Annotated in this window: 22 protein-coding genes; 13 read left to right on the top strand and 9 right to left on the bottom strand. The window is 67.5% G+C overall.

What is annotated here, in order from left to right:
• Nucleotides 1–60: 60 nt before the first annotated feature.
• Both KZX46_RS08360 and KZX46_RS08355 read right to left on the bottom strand, forming a co-directional pair.
• Nucleotides 61–1,095, bottom strand: coding sequence for a right-handed parallel beta-helix repeat-containing protein (locus KZX46_RS08360; RefSeq protein WP_219776213.1), 1,035 nt, complete (start codon nt 1,093–1,095; stop codon nt 61–63).
• A 604-nt stretch (nt 1,096–1,699) separates the two neighbouring features.
• The gene (locus KZX46_RS08355) at nt 1,700–3,205 is read right to left on the bottom strand and encodes a replicative DNA helicase (RefSeq protein ID WP_216709801.1); all 1,506 of its coding nucleotides are present in this window, start codon (nt 3,203–3,205) and stop codon (nt 1,700–1,702) included.
• Nucleotides 3,206–3,334: 129 nt separating this feature from the next.
• Between KZX46_RS08355 and KZX46_RS08350 the strand changes: the two genes are divergently transcribed.
• Nucleotides 3,335–4,012, top strand: a complete 678-nt coding sequence (locus KZX46_RS08350) for a pyrimidine 5'-nucleotidase (RefSeq protein ID WP_219776212.1) — start codon at nt 3,335–3,337, stop codon at nt 4,010–4,012.
• Nucleotides 4,009–4,857 carry a 2,3,4,5-tetrahydropyridine-2,6-dicarboxylate N-succinyltransferase gene (dapD, locus tag KZX46_RS08345; RefSeq protein WP_219776211.1) on the top strand — a complete coding sequence of 283 codons (849 nt, stop codon included), beginning with the start codon at nt 4,009–4,011 and terminating at the stop codon, nt 4,855–4,857. The genes KZX46_RS08350 and dapD overlap by 4 nt, the downstream gene beginning before the upstream one ends.
• Here dapD and KZX46_RS08340 read toward each other — a convergent pair.
• From KZX46_RS08340 to KZX46_RS08325, 4 genes are all read right to left on the bottom strand, one after another.
• On the bottom strand, nt 4,854–5,114 hold the full coding sequence (locus KZX46_RS08340; protein WP_219776210.1) for a hypothetical protein: 261 nt from the start codon (nt 5,112–5,114) through the stop codon (nt 4,854–4,856). The genes dapD and KZX46_RS08340 overlap by 4 nt on opposite strands.
• Before the next feature lie 127 nt (nt 5,115–5,241).
• On the bottom strand, nt 5,242–5,397 hold the full coding sequence (locus tag KZX46_RS22830) for a hypothetical protein (protein ID WP_226896183.1): 156 nt from the start codon (nt 5,395–5,397) through the stop codon (nt 5,242–5,244).
• 309 nt (nt 5,398–5,706) lie between these two features.
• Nucleotides 5,707–5,988, bottom strand: coding sequence for a type II toxin-antitoxin system Phd/YefM family antitoxin (locus tag KZX46_RS08330; RefSeq protein ID WP_219776209.1), 282 nt, complete (start codon nt 5,986–5,988; stop codon nt 5,707–5,709).
• 49 nt (nt 5,989–6,037) lie between these two features.
• Nucleotides 6,038–6,583 carry a TlpA disulfide reductase family protein gene (locus tag KZX46_RS08325; protein ID WP_226896182.1) on the bottom strand — a complete coding sequence of 182 codons (546 nt, stop codon included), beginning with the start codon at nt 6,581–6,583 and terminating at the stop codon, nt 6,038–6,040.
• 52 nt (nt 6,584–6,635) lie between these two features.
• On the opposite strand from KZX46_RS08325, the gene argH reads away from it, so the two are divergent.
• The 5 genes from argH (at nt 6,636) to KZX46_RS08300 (ending at nt 11,420) form a co-directional block, all read left to right on the top strand.
• Nucleotides 6,636–7,961 carry an argininosuccinate lyase gene (gene argH, locus KZX46_RS08320; protein WP_219776207.1) on the top strand — a complete coding sequence of 442 codons (1,326 nt, stop codon included), beginning with the start codon at nt 6,636–6,638 and terminating at the stop codon, nt 7,959–7,961.
• Nucleotides 7,958–8,185: a hypothetical protein gene (locus tag KZX46_RS08315; protein ID WP_219776206.1), complete on the top strand. Its 228-nt coding sequence runs from the start codon at nt 7,958–7,960 to the stop codon at nt 8,183–8,185. Before argH ends, KZX46_RS08315 begins: the two co-directional genes overlap by 4 nt.
• Complete coding sequence (gene lysA, locus KZX46_RS08310; protein ID WP_219776205.1) at nt 8,185–9,453, top strand: diaminopimelate decarboxylase; 1,269 nt, start codon at nt 8,185–8,187, stop codon at nt 9,451–9,453. Before KZX46_RS08315 ends, lysA begins: the two co-directional genes overlap by 1 nt.
• Before the next feature lie 54 nt (nt 9,454–9,507).
• Nucleotides 9,508–10,389, top strand: a complete 882-nt coding sequence (locus KZX46_RS08305) for a UTP--glucose-1-phosphate uridylyltransferase (protein ID WP_219776914.1) — start codon at nt 9,508–9,510, stop codon at nt 10,387–10,389.
• A 272-nt stretch (nt 10,390–10,661) separates the two neighbouring features.
• Complete coding sequence (locus tag KZX46_RS08300) at nt 10,662–11,420, top strand: bifunctional precorrin-2 dehydrogenase/sirohydrochlorin ferrochelatase (RefSeq protein ID WP_219776204.1); 759 nt, start codon at nt 10,662–10,664, stop codon at nt 11,418–11,420.
• Here KZX46_RS08300 and KZX46_RS08295 read toward each other — a convergent pair.
• On the bottom strand, nt 11,417–12,103 hold the full coding sequence (locus KZX46_RS08295; RefSeq protein WP_226896181.1) for a VIT family protein: 687 nt from the start codon (nt 12,101–12,103) through the stop codon (nt 11,417–11,419). The two genes, KZX46_RS08300 and KZX46_RS08295, sit on opposite strands and share 4 nt — an antisense overlap.
• A gap of 143 nt (nt 12,104–12,246) precedes the next feature.
• The gene (locus KZX46_RS08290) at nt 12,247–12,555 is read right to left on the bottom strand and encodes a hypothetical protein (RefSeq protein ID WP_219776202.1); all 309 of its coding nucleotides are present in this window, start codon (nt 12,553–12,555) and stop codon (nt 12,247–12,249) included.
• Between the two features lie 45 nt (nt 12,556–12,600).
• Here KZX46_RS08290 and KZX46_RS23225 point away from each other — a divergent pair, with 45 nt between their 5' ends.
• On the top strand, nt 12,601–12,726 hold the full coding sequence (locus KZX46_RS23225; RefSeq protein WP_255615356.1) for a hypothetical protein: 126 nt from the start codon (nt 12,601–12,603) through the stop codon (nt 12,724–12,726).
• 9 nt (nt 12,727–12,735) lie between these two features.
• Nucleotides 12,736–12,969 carry a hypothetical protein gene (locus KZX46_RS08285; protein ID WP_219776201.1) on the top strand — a complete coding sequence of 78 codons (234 nt, stop codon included), beginning with the start codon at nt 12,736–12,738 and terminating at the stop codon, nt 12,967–12,969.
• A gap of 8 nt (nt 12,970–12,977) precedes the next feature.
• Here KZX46_RS08285 and KZX46_RS08280 read toward each other — a convergent pair whose 3' ends face one another.
• Nucleotides 12,978–13,376, bottom strand: a complete 399-nt coding sequence (locus tag KZX46_RS08280; protein ID WP_219776200.1) for a hypothetical protein — start codon at nt 13,374–13,376, stop codon at nt 12,978–12,980.
• Between the two features lie 118 nt (nt 13,377–13,494).
• On the opposite strand from KZX46_RS08280, the gene purB reads away from it, so the two are divergent.
• The 4 genes from purB to KZX46_RS23315 are packed head-to-tail and all read left to right on the top strand — an operon-like array spanning nt 13,495 to nt 18,082.
• Nucleotides 13,495–14,799, top strand: a complete 1,305-nt coding sequence (gene purB / locus KZX46_RS08275; RefSeq protein WP_219776199.1) for an adenylosuccinate lyase — start codon at nt 13,495–13,497, stop codon at nt 14,797–14,799.
• A gap of 51 nt (nt 14,800–14,850) precedes the next feature.
• Nucleotides 14,851–16,116: a Xaa-Pro peptidase family protein gene (locus KZX46_RS08270; RefSeq protein WP_219776198.1), complete on the top strand. Its 1,266-nt coding sequence runs from the start codon at nt 14,851–14,853 to the stop codon at nt 16,114–16,116.
• 9 nt (nt 16,117–16,125) lie between these two features.
• Nucleotides 16,126–17,736, top strand: coding sequence for a M28 family peptidase (locus KZX46_RS08265; protein WP_219776197.1), 1,611 nt, complete (start codon nt 16,126–16,128; stop codon nt 17,734–17,736).
• Nucleotides 17,717–18,082, top strand: a complete 366-nt coding sequence (locus KZX46_RS23315) for an aldo/keto reductase (protein WP_304610429.1) — start codon at nt 17,717–17,719, stop codon at nt 18,080–18,082. The genes KZX46_RS08265 and KZX46_RS23315 overlap by 20 nt, the downstream gene beginning before the upstream one ends.
• Nucleotides 18,083–18,305: the final 223 nt, after the last annotated feature.

Raw genomic sequence — 18,305 nt, 5'->3', positions numbered from 1 at the left:
CGACGCGGCGGTGCCGCGGCGGTCGTGGCCGCCGCCCCCGCGGGAGCGGCGGCGGCAACATCAAGCGGCGACGACCCGCGCCATCGGGCGGCGGGTGGCGAGCCCGACGAGGCCGAAGCCGGCGAGCAGCAGCGCCCACTCGCCCGGTTCCGGGATCGTCGCGGCGATCCGCTCCATGCTGGCGGTCGCGCCGATCGACGAAAAGTCGGCGAAGGTCGGCTTGTAGGTCGTGCCGGTCAGCCGGAAGTAAGCCGAAGCATAGTCGGTCGGCAGGACCGACGACGTGTTCAGCGAGCCAAAGGTATTGCCGGACACGACGTTGTTCGACCCGCCAATGACATTCAAGTTGACGAAGTGGGGGGCACCGGGCTGCGACGACAGGAAGTTGTTGGTGATAAAGCTATCGACGCAGCCATAGCAGGCGACGCCCTGCGACATCAGGCCGTTGATGATGTTTCCCGTCATGGTGATGCGCAGGCTACCCGTCGCGGACCCCAGGAATGAGGTGAATCCCTGGGTCATGCCGGTCGCGATATTATCGATGACCTTGATGTCCGATTGGACCGGCAGTCCGCCGGTGCTGGCAAGCTGGACGCAATCAGGGTGTGCGCCCGCCTGCGGCTTGCTGCCGCTGCAGCTATTGTTGGCGATGACCACATTATGGTCGTTGTAGGCGTCGTAGCCGTCCTTCGTCGCGCCGACGACCTTGTTACCGGTCAGCGTGATGTAGCTCGATCCGGTGACGCCGACTCCGACGCCGACGTTGGTGAAGGTCGAGTTCGTCACACTTGCATTGGTGACACCCTCCAGCCCGACTCCGGTTTCGCCGTCGGTGCCGCTTGCCACCACGGTGAGCTTGTCAAAGGAAAGGTTGCTGCTTTTGTAGACGACGATTCCTCGGCCGTACGCCGTCGGACCGCCCGTCGAGTCGTACCGTCCACCGACGACCTTGATATTATTGACCGACTGAAACTTGAGCGTCCCGATGAAGGTCGCTTTCGTTGCATCGATCGTGATCGCCTTCGTGGCGGTCTTGTTCTGGAGCGACGTGGTGCCGGCAAACGTCCCCGACAGCCGGATGGTGTCGCCGCTCACCGCCGTCTTCCAGATGCTCATTATGGTCGAAGATGTCGCATAAAGGATTTTTGCGTCTGCCGGAATCGACACGCCGACGGCACAGACAAGAGCAAAATGCTTAATAAGCTTAATCATAATACGCAACTCCACAAATACACACGTTACTATTTTATAAACAACTCTCCGACCGTATGCTTTTCGAACTATTTCCCTGTTACTATGGGGCCCAACTGTCCGTACCCGCAGCTACGAGATTGGTTGCACGTTCCACAGAGTAGAAAAGTGGTTTATCCATATTAGTCTTCAATCTTGTCATTTAGACTCTGTAATTTGCAGTACGAATAAATTCTGTACTTTGCTGTGCCGATGGATGCGTTGATAATCTGTTTACGATCTGCAGAGAGATTCGCGTCCGACTCACAGATCGCATTCGATGTTGCGTATATCAGAGACATGACTGTCCTAGCGACTCGGCGCCCCACGCCGCGTCCGCTGTCATCGAGTAATCGTCTGTTAAGGGCTGCGCAGCGGGCGAGAGCGATCAGCGTACGACAAGTGTACGCAACGTGACCGCAGAAGCGATCGTCAACTGCCCGTCATGAGTAGTCGCGCGTTGCGCGGGTCAGTCGTACCGCTCGGGTAGATACGCATCGTTAGCCCGGTCGCTGAATTTTGTCGTCGTCTTGTGGAATGTAAGTGGCACAGTACCGGTCGAGCCGTGGCGCTGCTTGGCAACGATGACTTCGGCAAGTCCGTGAAGCTTCTCGGCACGCTCTTTCCACTTGGCGTATTTCTCGATGTCTTCTTCGTCGGGCTGCTTCATCGCGTGATAATATTCTTCGCGGTAGATAAACAGGACGATGTCGGCGTCCTGCTCGATCGTCCCAGATTCACGAAGGTCGGCGAGCTGAGGCCGCTTGTCCTCACGGTTCTCGACCGCGCGGCTGAGCTGCGACAGTGCGAGCACCGGCACCTCGAGCTCCTTCGCCAGCGTCTTCAATCCGCGGGTGATCTCGGAAATCTCCTGGACACGATTCTCGTTCGCCGATTTCGCCGAGCCCTGGAGGAGCTGAAGATAATCGACGACGATGATTCCGACCCCCTTTTGGCGCTTCAACCGCCGCGCCCGCGTCCGCAGCGCCGCGATCGACAGCGCCGGGGTGTCGTCGATGTACAGTGGCAACTCGCTCAACTGCCCGGCGGCGCGCGCAAGGCTGTTGAATTCGGACTGGCTGATCTTGCCCATCCGCAGATTTTCCGAATTGACCCCCGACTGTTCGGCGAGGACGCGCGTCGCGAGCTGGTCGGCAGACATTTCGAGGCTGAAGAACGCGACCCCCGCCCCGCTCGACTGGCCCGGCTCGACGCCGTCGGCCTTGTCGCGTAGGAACCGCGCCGCCGCCGAGAACGCCATGTTGGTCGCAAGGCTGGTCTTTCCCATCGCCGGACGCGACGCGAGGATGATCAGGTCGGACTTGTGCAGCCCGCCGATCTTGGCGTTGATCGCGTCGAGCCCGGTCGTGTAGCCCGACAGATGCCCGCCCGACTTCATCGCGCGGTCGGCCATCTCGACCGCGAGCCGCGTCGCCTGGCCGAAGGTCTTGACCGACCCCGACACCTCGCCCTGCTCGGCGACCTTGTACAGTGCGAGCTCAGCGGCCTCGATCTGCTTCAACGGCTCGACCCCGGCGCCGGTGTCGAAGGCATTGGTCGCCATGTCGCGGCCGACGCGGATCATTTCGCGAAGCAGCGCGAGGTCGTAGATCTGCTGGGCGAAGTCGCGCGCGGCGATCAGCGCAGCGGACTGCTCGGTGAGGCTCGCGAGATATGCCGTGCCGCCGATCGCCATCATATCGGGGTCGGCGTCGAACAGCGGCTTGAGCGTCACCGGGGTCGCGACCATCCGCCGGTCGATCAGCATCAGGATCGCGTCGTACACCCGTCCGTGGAGCGGCTCGAAGAAATGCTGGCTGCCGAGCTTGAGCTGGACGTCCTCGACGAGCCGGTTGTCGATCATCATCGCCCCGAGCAGCGCCGCCTCGGCCTCGACATTATGCGGGAGCGCCGCTGCGGGAACGAGCGCGATCGGCGTGGCGGCGGCGGGTGTGTAGGGTGTTGGAAGCTGCATCGATCGCTTGTCGCGCAATCCCATCATCGGGACAAATTCTGCAGGGGATAACTCGGTGGGAAACCGTGCCTGAACCGTGTGGATGAGAAATATTTTCCACGTTACCGGCCCACCCGCTACACACCCGCCATGCCGCACCCGCTGAGCCACATCGACGCCTGGATCTTCGATCTCGACAACACGCTGTACCCGGCGAAAACTAACCTGTTCGCGCAGATCGATGCACGAATGGGGGCGTATGTCGCGCGCCTGCTCGGGGTCGACGCGGTCGAGGCGCATCGGGTCCAGAAGGGGTTCTTCCACCAGCACGGCACGACGCTGCGCGGCCTGATGGACGAGCACGGCGTCGACCCGCTCCATTTCCTCGACGACGTCCACGACATCGACCTGAGCGTCGTCGACCACGCGCCGCTCCTCGTCGAATCGATCGCGCGGCTGCCCGGACGCAAGCTGGTCTTCACCAACGCCGACACGTCGTACGCCGCGAAGGTGCTCGACCGGCTTGGACTCGAGGGCGCGTTCGAGGCGATCTACGACGTCCACTCGATGGCGTATCTGCCCAAGCCCGATGTGCGCGCGTATCGCGGACTATGCGAAACCCACGGCGTCAACCCCGCCCGCGCGCTGTTTGCCGACGACATGGAGCGCAATCTTGCTCCCGCCAAGGCGATCGGCATGGCGACGGTGTGGGTCGACAACGGCTCCGAACAGGGGCCGCGCCACGCCGCCCCCGACTTCATCGATTACCGCATCACCGACGTTTCCGATTGGCTCGCGGGCGTCGTCACCGAACTGGAAGCCGCATGACCGACCTGCCCAACGACCTCATCGCCCCGATCGACGAGGGCTGGGAAGCTCGAGCGACGATCACTCCCGCCACCGACGGCGCGGTCCGCGCAGCGGTCGAAGCGGCCATCGCCGGGCTCGACAACGGCGACTTCCGCGTCGCCGAGCAGGTCGACGGTGAGTGGCGGGTCAATCAGTGGCTCAAGCAGGCGGTGCTGCTGTCGTTCCGGCTGAGCGACAACACGCTGATCACCGGGGCTCCCGGCAAGTCGAGTTGGTGGGACAAGGTCCCGTCGAAGTTCGATGGCTGGGGCGAAAACCGCTTCCGCAGCGCCGGCTTCCGCGCCGTCCCCGGCAGCATCGTCCGCCGCGGCGCGTACATCGCCCCGGGCGTCGTGCTGATGCCGAGCTTCGTCAACATCGGCGCGTACGTCGGCGAGGGCAGCATGATCGACGCATGGGCGACGGTCGGATCGTGCGCGCAGATCGGCAAGGGCGTCCACATCTCGGGCGGCGCGGGGATCGGCGGGGTTCTCGAACCCCTTCAGGCCGGACCGGTGATCATCGAGGACGGCGCGTTCGTCGGCGCGCGTGCGGAGGTCGCCGAGGGCGTGATCGTCGGCACCGGCGCGGTCCTGTCGATGGGCGTCTATCTCGGCGCATCGACCAAAATCGTCGACCGTGCGACCGGCGAGGTTTTTGTTGGGCGCGTGCCGCCGTATTCCGTAGTCGTGCCGGGAACCCTCCCCGGCAAGCCGCTCCCGGACGGGTCGCCGGGACCGAACCTATACTGCGCCGTGATCGTGAAGCGCGTCGACGCCCAGACAAGGGCGAAAACCGCGATCAACGACCTACTGCGCGACTAAGCGGCGCGGGCGTCGAGGCGGCGCGGCAGGTCGTCGCCGGCGCACGCCGTCGCGTCGACGCTGATCACGACGGGGGTGACGAGGACGATCGAGTGGGCGATCGCCTTGCTCTCGTCCTGCGCGAAACGGACGGCATCGGCGCGGCTGGCGAACGCGCCGCCGATCACGCCGTGGTTCTCGCAGACGCAGTAACGGCCACAGAAATCTTGGCCGACGAGAAAGATCGTCGGGTCTTCGGGCGATGCAAAACGAGCCATACGGCCTCCACGTCGGGCCGGCGCGCGATGGCGGCCGATCGGCGACATCGGCGAAGATGATCGTGCGGGCATAAAGTTGCCATGTGGAAAGCTGAGCGGGCCGATAAGCCGGTCGGAAGCGTGACGCTCAGCGGCGCCGCCGTGCCGACAGGACCATTCTCGCCGGATCGTCGTCCCACGGATCGAACACCGCCGCCCCGCTCAGCCGGACGTCGCGGACATTGCGCGTGACGAGATAGAGGTCGTGCTCGATCGCGGTGGCCGCGAGCAGCGTGTCTATCACCGGCGGCGGGTGGCCGGTGTCACGCTTGATCCGCCCGTTGATCGTGCCCCAGCGGCACGCGACTTCGTCTGAGACGGGCAGAATGCGGCCGGCAAAATCGGCGGCGAGGTTGGCGCGTTGTGTTGCGATGATTGCGCGGCGAAGGTTCTCGTTGGGCAGGTTGGCGATCCCCTTGTCGAAACTCTGCCAGTGACAGGACGCTGATGTAGACCGTCGGCCCCGCCTGCGCCTTCGACCACGACTGCACTCGCCGATTACCGTTTGGTTTGATGATTTCCTGCGCGACGTTGGTATCGAGCAGCCAGACGATCAAAACTCGATGTCCCGGCCGGTGTCGCGATCGCGCTCGCTCTCGAGTTCGCCGAGCTCGGTCAGTCCTTGCAGCATATCGAAGAGCGAACGCGGCTTCACCGGCGGCGACAGGCGGTCGTACTCATCGGCGGCGACGACGACGACCGCAGGACGGCCACGCACCGTCACGCGCTGCGGGCCCACGTCGCGCGCGAGGCGGACGACCTCGCTGAAGCGCGCCTTAGCATCTTCGAGCTTCCACACGGGGTCGGCAGATTCAACACCGGTCTGGATCGTCATCGCGCTTCCTGACTAGATGACCAGTTGCACCATGCGTGCGCTTGCGATCCTACCCCAGCGCCGCCGCCACCTCGGGCGAGCCCCACTTGAGCGGTCCGTTGACGCGCCACTTCTCTCGCCCGTCGGTCCCGTAAAGGATCGACAGTGGCAGACCGGTCGCGCCCATCTTGACTGCGTAATTGCCCGGCTGGTCGAGCCACGTCATCAGGTTGGCGAACTTGCCGGGGGTGAAGAACTTGTCGACGCCGCGCCAGCCTTCAAGGTCCTCGCTGATCGGCAGGACCGTCAGCTTCGCCCCCTGCGCCTTCGCAAGCGCGTCGAGCGCGGGCATTTCGGCGCGGCACGGGACGCACCACGTCGCCCACAAATTGACCAGCACCGGCTTGTGCGCGGCGGCGACGAGCGCGGCGACCGTCGTCGTCTTGCCGCCCTTCGCCTCGATCGAGATCGGCGGGGCGGCCTCCCCGGCGTGGCTGCGGTCGATCTGGCCGAGCTTCGCCGGTTGCGACGCCTTCGCGTTTCCCTTAGTCGCCACGGCAGGGCCACCGCTCGCGAGGCCGGCCAACAGGAGCGTTCCGATTACGACGCGCAACATCACTTCCAATTCGCTATGGGGCGGCCGCTTCGGGGATGGCCCGGCGGCGGTGATGCGCGACATTAACGCCTCGATCCCGTTCGACAAGCGGCTGTGGCGTCAGGACATCGCCGGATCGCAGGCGCACGTCGCGATGCTCGGCACGCAGGGGATCATAGACGCTGCCGATGCCGACGCGATCGCCGCGGGACTGACGACGATCGCGCACGAATACGACACCGTTGGGGTCGTCGAGAACCTCGACCTCGAGGATATTCACATGCACGTCGAGACGCGGCTCGCCGAGCTGATCGGCCAGGCGGCGGGGCGGCTCCACACTGCGCGGTCGCGCAACGACCAGGTCGCGACGAGCTTCCGCCTGTGGGTCCGCGATGCGATCGACGCGGTCGACGACGGGCTCGCGGCATTTTCCGCCGCATTGCTCAGTCGCGCCGCCGAGCATGCCGAGACGATCATGCCGGGGTTCACCCATCTCCAGATCGCCCAGCCGGTGACGCTCGGGCATCACCTGATGGCGTATGTCGCGATGGCGGCGCGCGACCGCTCGCGCTTCGCCGATGCGCGGGCGCGGATGAACGAGTGTCCGCTCGGCGCGGCGGCGCTGGCGGGAACCGGGTTTCCGATCGACCGCGACGCGACGGCGAAGGCGCTTGGTTTCGACCGGCCGACGGCGAATTCGCTCGACAGCGTCTCGGACCGCGACTTCGCGATCGAATTCCTCAGCTGCGCGACGATGACCGGGCTGCACCTGTCGCGGCTCGCCGAGGAGATCGTCATCTGGGCGTCGCAGCCGTACGGCTTCGTCACGCTGCCCGACGCCTTTTCGACCGGGTCGTCGATCATGCCGCAGAAGCGCAACCCCGACGCGGCGGAACTTGTTCGTGGCCATTCGGGGCGGCTGATCGGCTGCCTGACCGCGCTGCAGGTGACGATGAAGGGGCTGCCGCTCGCCTATTCGAAGGATATGCAGGACGACAAGCCGCCGGTGTTCGAGGCGTTCGACCTGCTCGCGCTGAGCCTCGCCGCGATGACGGGAATGGTCGAGACAATGACGTTCAACCCCGGCCCGATGGCAGCGGCGGCGGGCGCAGGTTTCTCGACCGCGACCGACCTCGCCGACTGGCTGGTGCGCGAGGCGAAGGTGCCGTTCCGCGAGGCGCATCACATCACCGGGCGCGCGGTCCGCGCTGCCGAAGCGGCAGGCATCGGGCTTGCCGACGTGCCGCTCGTCGAGCTTCAGGCGATCGACCCGCGGATCACCGCGCAGGTGTTCGATGTGCTGTCGGTCGAGAAGTCGGTCGCGAGCCGGGTCAGTTTCGGCGGCACCGCGGCGGTCCGCGTCCACGAGGCGATCGCCGCCGCGAAGGCGGCGTTGTGAAGCGCGCGGTTGCTCTCCTTCTCCTGCTGGCGGCGTGCGGCAAGCAGGGCGAGCTGATGCCCAAGGCACCGCCGGGGGAGATGCCGAAGGTCGACCCGACCAAGCCGCTGCCGTCGACGCTGCTGATCCGTCCGACGCAGGCCGAACCCGCGCGGATCGACGATCCGCTCAGCCGTTCGCAGGAGCGCCGCGACGACCGCTTCAACCTGCCGCCGCCGGGCTGATGGATCACTTTGCCGATCGCGGGGGCGCGTTGTTTGCCGAGGATGTCGACCTCACCGCGCTCGCGGGCGAAGTCGGCACCCCGCTGTACGTCTATTCGACCGCGACGATCGAACGCCACTACCGCGTCTTCGCCAAGGCGCTCGCCGGGCTGAACAATCCGCTGATCGCTTATGCGGTCAAGGCCAACCCTAATCTGTCGGTAATCGCGACGCTCGCGCGGCTCGGCGCGGGGGCCGACGTCGTGTCGGAGGGCGAGATGCGCCGCGCGCTCGCTGCCGGGGTGCCGCCGGGCCGGATCGTTTTCTCGGGCGTCGGCAAGACCCGGGGCGAGATGGCGGCGGCGCTCGCGGCGGGCATCTATCAATTCAACGTCGAGGGCGAAGCCGAACTCCACGTCCTCAGCGACGTCGCGGTCGCGCTCGGCCAAACCGCCGCCGTCGCGCTCCGAGTCAATCCCGGGGTCGACGCCAAGACCCATGCGAAAATCTCGACCGGGCGCGCCGAGAACAAATTCGGCATCGCGATCGACCGCGTTCCCCACGCCTATGCCCTCGCGGCGTCGCTCCCCGGCCTGCGCGCTGTCGGAGTCGGCGCGCATATCGGCAGCCAGCTGACCGACCTCGCCCCGCTCGAGGCGACCTTCGCGCTGCTCGGCGACCTCGTCGCGCGCCTCCGCTCCGGCGGGCTGGCGGTCGAACGCGTCGACCTCGGCGGCGGGCTCGGCATCCCGTATCGCACCGGCGACACAGCCCCGCCGACCCCCGCCGATTACGGCGCACTCGTTGCCCGCGCGACCGCCGGGTGGGATGTCCGGCTGATGTTCGAACCCGGGCGGATGATCGTCGGCAACGCCGGGGTGCTCGTGTCGCGTGTCGTCACCGTCAAGCCGGGCGAGGCGCGCAGCTTCGTCGTCGTCGACGCGGCGATGAACGACCTGCTCCGCCCGGCGCTCTACGGCGCATGGCACGATATCCGCGCGGTCACCCCGCGCGGCGGGACGATGGTCGCGACGATCGTCGGCCCGGTGTGCGAGACCGGCGACACCTTTGCCGAAGACCGGACGATCGACCGGGTCGACGCAGATGACCTGATCGCGTTCATGACCGCTGGCGCCTACGGCGCGACGATGGCGTCGACGTATAACTCGCGGCCGCTGGTCCCCGAAGTGCTCGTCGACGGCGCAGATTGGGCGATCGTCCGCCCGCGCGAGGACATTGCCGCGCAGCTTGCGCGCGACCGGATCGCACCTTGGTTAAGCAACCATTAGGCAACTTCGTGTCTTTAGGGTGCGGTGCAGCAAAAGGGGAGTAAACCAACGATGATCAAGCCGGTTCGCAAGGCGATCTTTCCCGTCGGAGGGCGCGGCACACGCTTCCTGCCCGCGACCAAGGCAGTCCCGAAGGAAATGCTCCCCGTCGTCGACCGGCCGCTGCTGCAATATGCCGTCGAGGAGGCGATCGCCGCTGGGATCGAGCAGATGATCTTCGTCACCGCGCGCGGCAAGGCGGCGCTCGAGGAGTATTTCGACGTCGCCGCCGAACTCGTCGCCGAGCTCAAGGCGAAGGGCAAGACCGCCGAACTCGCGGTCCTCGAGTCCACCCAGCTCGAGCCTGGCCGCGTCGCCTACGTCCGCCAGCAGGAGCCCGCCGGGCTCGGCCACGCGGTGTGGTGCGCGCGGCTGATCACCGGCGACGAGCCGTTCGCGGTGCTGCTCCCCGACGACCTCGTCTACGGCCCGTCGTGCCTCAAGCAGATGGTCGATGCGTACAACCGCGTCGGCGGCAACGTCATCGCGGTCGAGCAGGTCGCACGCGAACGGACCGGCAGCTACGGCATCGTCACCCCGGGCGCGACCGACGGCAACCTGACCGAAGTGCTCGGCCTCGTCGAAAAGCCCAAGCCCGACGTCGCGCCGTCGACCCTCGCGGTGATCGGCCGCTACATCCTCCAGCCCGAGGTGATGACGATTCTCGCCGAGGGCAAGCGCGGCGCGGGCAACGAGATCCAGCTGACCGACGCGATGGCGCAGCTGATCGGCAAGCAGCCGTTCCACGGGCTGGCGTTCGAGGGCACGCGCTTCGATTGCGGCGACAAGGCCGGGCACATCATGGCGAACATCGCGCTCGCGCTCGACCGAGACGATGTCGGGCCGGCGGTGCGGGCGTATATCGCGGGGCTGGGGATCGCGCCGGCCGGCAACTAAGGTCGCTCGGCCAAGGAGCGAATCGCACCCTATCGCCGTCACCCCGGCGCAGGCCGGGGCCCAACTACCCGCGCAACGCGAAGTTCGGAGTGTGCACGACGATGGGCCCCGGCCTTCGCCGGGGTGACGGAAACAGGTGCTGTGCGCACATAAGCGGGTGCCGTGCGCACATCAGCAGGCGTGGAGCACACGTACGCGGGTACTGTGCGCATCAGCGGGCGCGGAGCGCACCTACACGGGTGCGGGCTTCACGAAATCGGATACAGTGCGCCATGCACTCGCTCCCCATCTTCGTCCGCCTCACCGGCATGCACGTCCTCCTCATAGGCACCGGCCCCGCCGCCGAGGCCAAGGCGCGGTTGATCGAGGGGGCGGGCGGGGTCGTCGTCCGTGACCTGCCGGCGCGGATCGCCTTCGTCGCGCTCGACGATGCCGCCGAAGCCGAGGCCGAAGCCACCCGCCTCCGCAGCCATGGCCTGCTCGTCAACGTCGTCGACCGCCCGGCGCTATGCGACTTCACCGTCCCCGCGATCGTCGACCGCTCGCCGGTCATCGTCGCGGTCGGCACCGGCGGCGCGTCGGCGAGCCTCGCCAAGGCGTTGCGCGAGCGCTTCGAGGCAATGCTCCCGGCACGGCTGGGCGGACTCGCAGACGCGATCTTCGCCGCCCGCGCCGCCGTTGCGGCGACGCATCCGACGATCGACGCTCGCCGCCGCCTGTGGGACACCGCGCTCGCGCCGGGCGGCGGGCTCGACCCGTTCGCGGATCACGGCCAACCCGCCTCGTCGGTCGCGGGGATCGGTGATGCCGAAGCCACCGCCGCGCTTGTTGAGATCGTCCTGACCTCCCGCGACCCCGACGACCTGACGCTACGCCAGCTCCGCCTGCTCAATCAGGCCGACACGATTTATCACCCAGCTGATGTTCCGCCCACAATCCTGGACCGTGCCCGGCGCGATGCCGACCGGATCATCGGGGCGGCGCCGCCATCGCTCCCTCCCGGGCGGACGGTGGCGCTGCGCCTGATCTAACCCACCGCCGTCCCGAACAAGTGCCCGACTCCGGCAGTCACCGCCATCGCCAGCGCGCCCCAAAATACCACGCGCACCGTCGCCGGGACCATCTTCGCACCCCCTGTCCGCGCTCCTGCCGCGCCGAGCACCGCGAGCACGACGAGCGCCACCGCGAATGTCGCATGGAGCAGCACCGGCGGCGGTGCGAGCAGGACGGTCAGCACTGGCCAGATGCCCCCCGCGGTGAACGTCGCCGCCGACGCCAGCGCGGCCTGCACCGGGTTCGCAGTCGACACCTCGGTGATGCCGAGCTCGTCGCGGGCGTGCGCAGCGAGCGCGTCCTTCGCCATCAACTGCGCCGCGACCTTCTTCGCCAGATCGGCGTTCAGCCCGCGCTTGATGTAAATCGCCGCGAGTTCGCGGGTTTCGCCGCGCGGGTCGTCTTTTTGCTCCTGCTCTTCGCGGGCAAGATCGGCGGCTTCGGTATCGGCCTGGCTGCTGACCGAGACGTATTCGCCCGCTGCCATCGACATGGCCCCGGCAACGAGCGCGGCAATCCCGGCGAGCAGCACTTGCCGCCCCTGCGGATTTGCCGCCGCGACACCGGCGATGACGCTCGCGGTCGACAGGACGCCGTCGTTCGCGCCGAGCACCGCGGCGCGCAGCCAGCCGATCCGGGTGATGAAGTGGTTTTCGTTCATCCGTCCGCTCATCGCTCCCACTGCAGGCCCGGCATGCACCCGAGATTTACCGCGAGGTCACGCTACAACGGAAAATGGGACGGCGCTCGCGCACCGTCCCATTCATCCGACTAAACTGCGATCAGTTCGATCGCAGCGCGATCCTACTGCTGCGGGGCAGGCGTCGCCGGCGGCGTCATCGCGTTGCCCGCGGGCGAACCCATCGGCGCGGCATCGGGCGTCGCCATCGGTGCAGCTGCGCCCGAGTCAGACATCGCGCCATTGCGCGGTGCCATCGGGGCACCCATCGATCCGCCGCCCGATGCCTGGGCAAGCGACTTTTCGTTGAGCGCCTTGGTCGCTTCCGACCCGCTCGACGCGTGCGATGCCATGCGGTGATGCATCGGCTTAGCGATCGCGGTGGATGTGATCGCCGCAGCGGCGATTGTGGCGAGAATGATCTTCGTCTTCATCTATAATCTCCTTGGCAGGCCATTGGGCCGACACCCGCTCGCGCAATGAACGCGTCGAGCGGGCATCGGTTGCCCGCCTACTGCGGTGTCGTCGCCGCAGTGCCCGGCGTCGTCGAGCTGTTGGGCGACATCGAGCCATGGCTCATACCGGTCGACGACCGGCGGTTGTGATGCTTCGTCGTGGTCGACGACGACGTCCCCGGCGACATGCTGCTCGACGACATGCTGTCGGTCGAGCTGCCCGTCGACGACATCGTGTCGGTCGGGCTGGTGCCGGTCGTCCCTATCGAACTCGATCCTGCCGACCCACTCGGTGACGAGGGGACCATTTGGGCCGAGGCCGTCGTTGCAGCGAGTGCCGTAGCGGCAAGTGCGATCATGAGTTTCATGGTCAATCTCCCAAGGTTTTGTTGAGTTTAAGTTCAGCGCGGCGGCGGATTGGTCGTCGACGTTGTCGGCGTCGTCCCGCTCGTCGCCGGCATTCCGCCGGTCGTGCCGTTGACCGCGGGGCTGGTGGTCGATCCGGGAGCGAGTGTCCCGACCCGGCCATCACCCATAGTCCCAGCGGTTGAAGCCCCGATCGGCGGCGTCACGCCGGTTGACGGCTGGGGCAGGCCAGGCGAATTCATCGAACCCGGCGACATCGCACTGCCGAGACCGGACGGGGTCGTTCCCGGCGCCCGCACCCCTGCCGGCGAATACGCTCCCGGGGCCGCTGATGCCGACCCGCCGACGATGCCGCCAGCGGCAGTCTGGGCATTCGCCGCACCGGCGAACACGAACGTTGCCGCACTCGCTGCAATAGCTAAGTGTTTGATCATAAAGACCTCCTGTCGTGTGCTGGTTAACGGACGGCGGCGGCGTCGGTTTCACCGTCCGTCGCGTTGGCGGCTCGGCCCGCCCCGTGCTAATTGCCGCACCCCGCACTGGAGCCGTCGCATGATCCCCCGCTATTCCCGCCCCGAGATGGTCACGATCTGGGAGCCCGAGACGCGCTTTCGCATCTGGTTCGAGATCGAGGCGCACGCGATGGATGCGCTCGCCGAACTCGGGGTAATCCCGGCTGAAGCGGCGGCGACGATGTGGGCGAAGGGCAAGTTCGAGGTTGACCGGATCGACGAGATCGAGCGCGAGACGCGCCACGACGTCATCGCCTTCCTGACCAACCTTGCCGAGCATGTCGGCGAGCCCGCGCGCTTCGTCCACCAGGGAATGACGAGTTCGGACGTCCTCGACACCTGCCTCGGGGTTCAGCTCGCGCGCGCCGCCGACCTGATGATCGCCGACATCGACGCGCTGCTTGTCGTTCTCAAGCGCCGCGCGTTCGAGTTCAGGATAACCCCGACGATTGGCCGGAGCCACGGCATCCACGCCGAGCCGACGACCTTCGGGCTCAAGCTGGCGCAGGCGTATGCCGAGTTCGACCGTTGCCGCGACCGGCTCGTCGCCGCGCGCGCCGAGGTTGCGACGTGCGCGATCTCGGGCGCGGTCGGGACCTTCGCCAACGTCGACCCGTTCGTCGAGGCGCATGTCGCCAAGGCAATGGGGCTGACGGTCGAACCGGTCTCGACGCAGGTCATCCCGCGCGACCGCCACGCGATGTATTTCGCCACGCTCGGCGTCGTCGCCGGCTGCGTCGAGCGGCTCGCGACCGAGGTCCGCCACCTCCAGCGCACCGAAGTCCTCGAAGCCGAGGAGTATTTCGCGCCGGGGCAGAAGGGGTCGAGCGCGATGCCGCACAAGCGCAACCCGGTGCTGTCGGAGAACCTAACCGGCCTCGCACGGCTGGTCCGCGGCTATGTCACCCCGGCGCTCGAGAACGTCGCGCTTTGGCACGAGCGCGACATCAGCCATTCGAGCGTCGAACGGATGATCGGCCCCGATGCGACGGTCACGCTCGACTTCGCGCTGGTCCGCCTGACGGGCATGATCGACAAGTTGCTGGTGTATCCCGACCGCATGCTCGCCAATCTCAACAAGATGGGCGGGCTGATCCATTCGCAGCGCGTGCTGCTTGCGCTGACGCAGGCGGGGGCGAGCCGCGAGGAGGCGTACGGCCTCGTCCAGCGCAACGCGATGCAGGTGTGGCAGGCCGACGGCAAGCTCCAGCTGCTCGACCTGCTCGTCGCCGACCCCGACGTGACACGTTGGCTGCCGACGGCGGAGATCGAGCCGCTGTTCGACCTCGGCTACCACCTCAAGCACGTCGATACGATCTTCGCCCGGGTGTTCGGCACGACTTAGGCTCGCCGACGGCCCTTGTCTTTCGCGCGCGGCGTCTCGATGATGCGGCGCATGATCCAAGCCGGACTCGACCGCCGCTCGCTCCTCGTTTCGGGGGCGGTGCTCGGCGCGCTCGCGATCCTCCCCTCGGGAACCGCCGCCGCCGAGATCGACACCGCCGGGCTTACCTCGATGACCGGCGACGTCCGCCCGATCGGCCCCGCCGAACGCGCAGCGCGGCTCGACGCGGCGCGCGCGTTGATGGCGGCGCACGGGATCGGGGCGGTGGTGATCGAGCCCGGCGCATCGATGGTCTATTTCACCGGGGTGAAATGGCGTCGGAGCGAACGGTTGACGCTCGCCCTGCTGTTCGCGACCGGCGACCCGGTGATCGTCACGCCGTTCTTCGAGGAGCCCTCGGTCCGCCAGAGTCTCGGCATCCCCGCCGACGTCCGCGTCTGGCAGGAAGACGAAAGCCCGGTCGCGCTCGCCGCGAAGATCATCGGCGAGCGCGGTGCCGCACGCGGCGATATCGGGATCGAGGAGACGGTGCGCTTCTTCGCCAGCGACGGGCTCGCCAAGGCGCTGCCGGAGGCGCGGATCGTGTCGGCGAACCCGGTCGTGCGCGGCTGCCGGATGCTCAAGACGCCCGCCGAGCTCGCGCTGATGCAGAAGGCGAGCGACATCACGATCGCCGCGTATCGCTGGACATGGCCGCGGGTCCGCGAGGGGATGACCCCCGGCGATATCGGCGCGCTGATGGACGCCGCCACGGTCAAGCTCGGCGGCGTTCCCGAATTCGCGCTCGTCCTGCTCGGCGAGGCCGCGGCGTATCCGCACGGCTCGAGCAAGCCGCAACGCGTCCGCGAGGGCGAGGTCGTGCTGATGGACTGCGGCTGCACCGTCGACGGCTATCAATCCGACATCTCGCGGACCTTCGTCCCCGGCCGCGCTCCCGACGCCGTCCGCCGCGTCTGGGACACCGTCGCCCGCGGGCAGCAGGTCGCGTTCGGGGCAGCGAAAGTCGGCGCCCCGGCGGGGAGCGTCGACGACGCGGTCCGCGCTTTCTACACCGCGCAGGGCTTCGGCCCCGGCTACCGCCTGCCCGGCCTGTCGCACCGCACCGGCCACGGCATCGGCCTCGACGGGCACGAGCCGGTCAACCTCGTCCATGGCGAGACGACGCCGCTGATCCCCGGCATGTGCTTCTCCGACGAGCCGGGACTGTATCTGCCGGGGCAATTCGGCGTCCGGCTCGAGGACTGCTTCCACATCACCGCCGATGGGCCGCGCTGGTTCTCGACGCCGCCGCCGTCGCTCGACCGGCCGTTTGACTGAGGGACCCTCATGATTGCCATCTCGCTCGCCGTGGCCCTCGCCGCCGCGTCGCCGATTTCCGCTGAGCACATCAAGGCCGACGTCCGCGTGCTGTCCTCCGATGCCTTCGGCGGGCGCGGGCCCGGCGAGGCGGGGGAAGCGAAGACGATCGACTATCTCGCCAAACAGTTCTCCGCTGCCGGCCTGCAACCCGGCGGCGAGAATAGCGGCTGGTTCCAGGATGTCCCGCTGGTCCGGCTCGACCGCGCCCCCGGCGCGACAATGGTCCTCGGCGTGCAGGGAACCGCGCGCCCGCTCGTCCTCGGCCGCGACGCCGCGCTGTCGCTGCGCAACGCCGGCACGACGACGGTCACCGCCGCGCCGCTGGTCTTCGCCGGCTTCGGCATCGTCGACCGCGCGAAGGGGTGGGACGCCTATGCCGGGGTCGACATGGCCGGCAAGATCGCGGTCGTCCTGGCCAACGACCCCGACTTCGAGGGCGGGCGCGACCTCGGCTTTGAAGGCCGCCGGATGGTCTATGCCGGGCGCGTCGGCGCGAAGCTCGAGGCGGCAGCGAAGGCGGGCGCGATCGGCGCGCTCGTCATCCACGAGGACGCGGCGGCGAGCTACCCCTTCTCGCAGGTCGGCAGCGGCGACACCTTGCCGCAATTTACCTTCGCCCCACTCGGCCCCTCGGCGTTCAAGTTCAGCGGCTGGCTGACGCGCGACGTCGCGGTCGACCTGCTCCGCCGCCACGGCCTGACGCTCGACGGGCTCAAGACCCGTTCGCGCGATCCGGGGTTCCGCGCCTTCGCGCTCGACGGCAGCACGGTATCGGCGAGCGGAATTCTGACCGCGACCCCGGTCATAAGCCACAATGTCATCGCCAAGCTGACGGGAGCATCGCGGCCGAAAGAGGTCGTCCTCTACGGCGCGCACTGGGACGCCAACGGGATGAACGGCCCCGACGCGACCGGCGACACGATCCGCAACGGCGCGGTCGACAACGCCACCGGCACCGCCGAGGTGCTCGAGATCGCCCGCGCCTTCGCGCATGGCGCGCGGCCGGCGCGGACTGTCGTCTTCGCGGCGTGGACCGCCGAGGAGAAGGGCCTCCTCGGGTCCGACTATTACGCCGCGCACCCGCTGTATCCGCTGGCGACGACCGCTTTGATGATCAACCTCGACCCGCACGTCGTTTTGCCGGCGGCGCGCGACATCGAGCTGATCGGCGGCGGGCGCACCCCGGTCGAGGCCGACGTCCGCCGGATCGCCGCCGCGCAAGGGTTGCGGGTCGACGACGAGCCCGCGGTCGAGGCCGGCTGGTACTTCCGCTCCGACCAATATTCGTTCGCCAAGCGCGGCGTGCCCGCGATCACGTTCCGCGCCGGGCGCGACCTGGTGGACGGCGGCCTCGCGGCGGGGGTGCCGATCGTCGCCGACTATAACGCCAAGCGCTACCACCAGCCGAGCGACGAATTCGACCCCAAATGGACCTTCGCCGGGACCGCGCAGGAGGCGAGCGTTGCGTTCGCGCTTGGGGCCGAGGTCGCCGATAGCGCGGCGTGGCCGGCCTGGAATCCCGGCGGCGAGTATGCACCGTTGCGCGCTGTGAGCGCGCGTGAGCGCGCACCTAAATAGCGGCGCAGACGGCCGCGTGCTCGACGGCGTCGCGGCCGATCTTGGCGTCACGCCGATGCAGGTTGCGCTCGCGTGGCTGCCGTGGCGGTCGCCGAATGTCCTGCTGATCCCAAGAACGTTGTCGGTGGTGCATCTGCGCGAGAACCTTGCGGTGGCGGCGATCGACCTGCCCGAAGACGCTATGGCGACGCTCGACACGTTGTGTCGGCGGCGACGCCAGTTCCGCCCGCGCACTGAATTCGCTGTCCTACACCCGGTTTGCGGGGGTATCGCAGGGGCTTCGAGTCGCCACCGGGCGGCGGGACGTGCGCTTTCTCATTGTCATCCGCTACAGCGCTCCCGCTAGATCGGTCGGTGCTGCAAGTTATCGGTCGGCGGAAGCCGCCGTCGACCGCCCTACCGGCGAATCCGCCACCTGCGGTGACGCGCGGTTCGCTGAAAAACGGTAGATTATGTCAACGCTGTCAACTTAAGCCGCTTGTCCAAGCCGCGTAGCGAGAATTCGATCCGCTGGAAGCATCGGTTAAATTAACAGTCAGGTCCGCGACTTCGGCGAGCGTTCGCCTCGA

It is taken from the genome of Polymorphobacter sp. PAMC 29334 (genome assembly GCF_019431245.1).
GTDB classification, from domain to species: Bacteria; Pseudomonadota; Alphaproteobacteria; order Sphingomonadales; family Sphingomonadaceae; genus Polymorphobacter_B; species Polymorphobacter_B megasporae.
The sequence above is the reverse complement of the archived record's forward strand: the minus strand, read 5'-3'. Positions and strand labels throughout refer to the sequence as shown.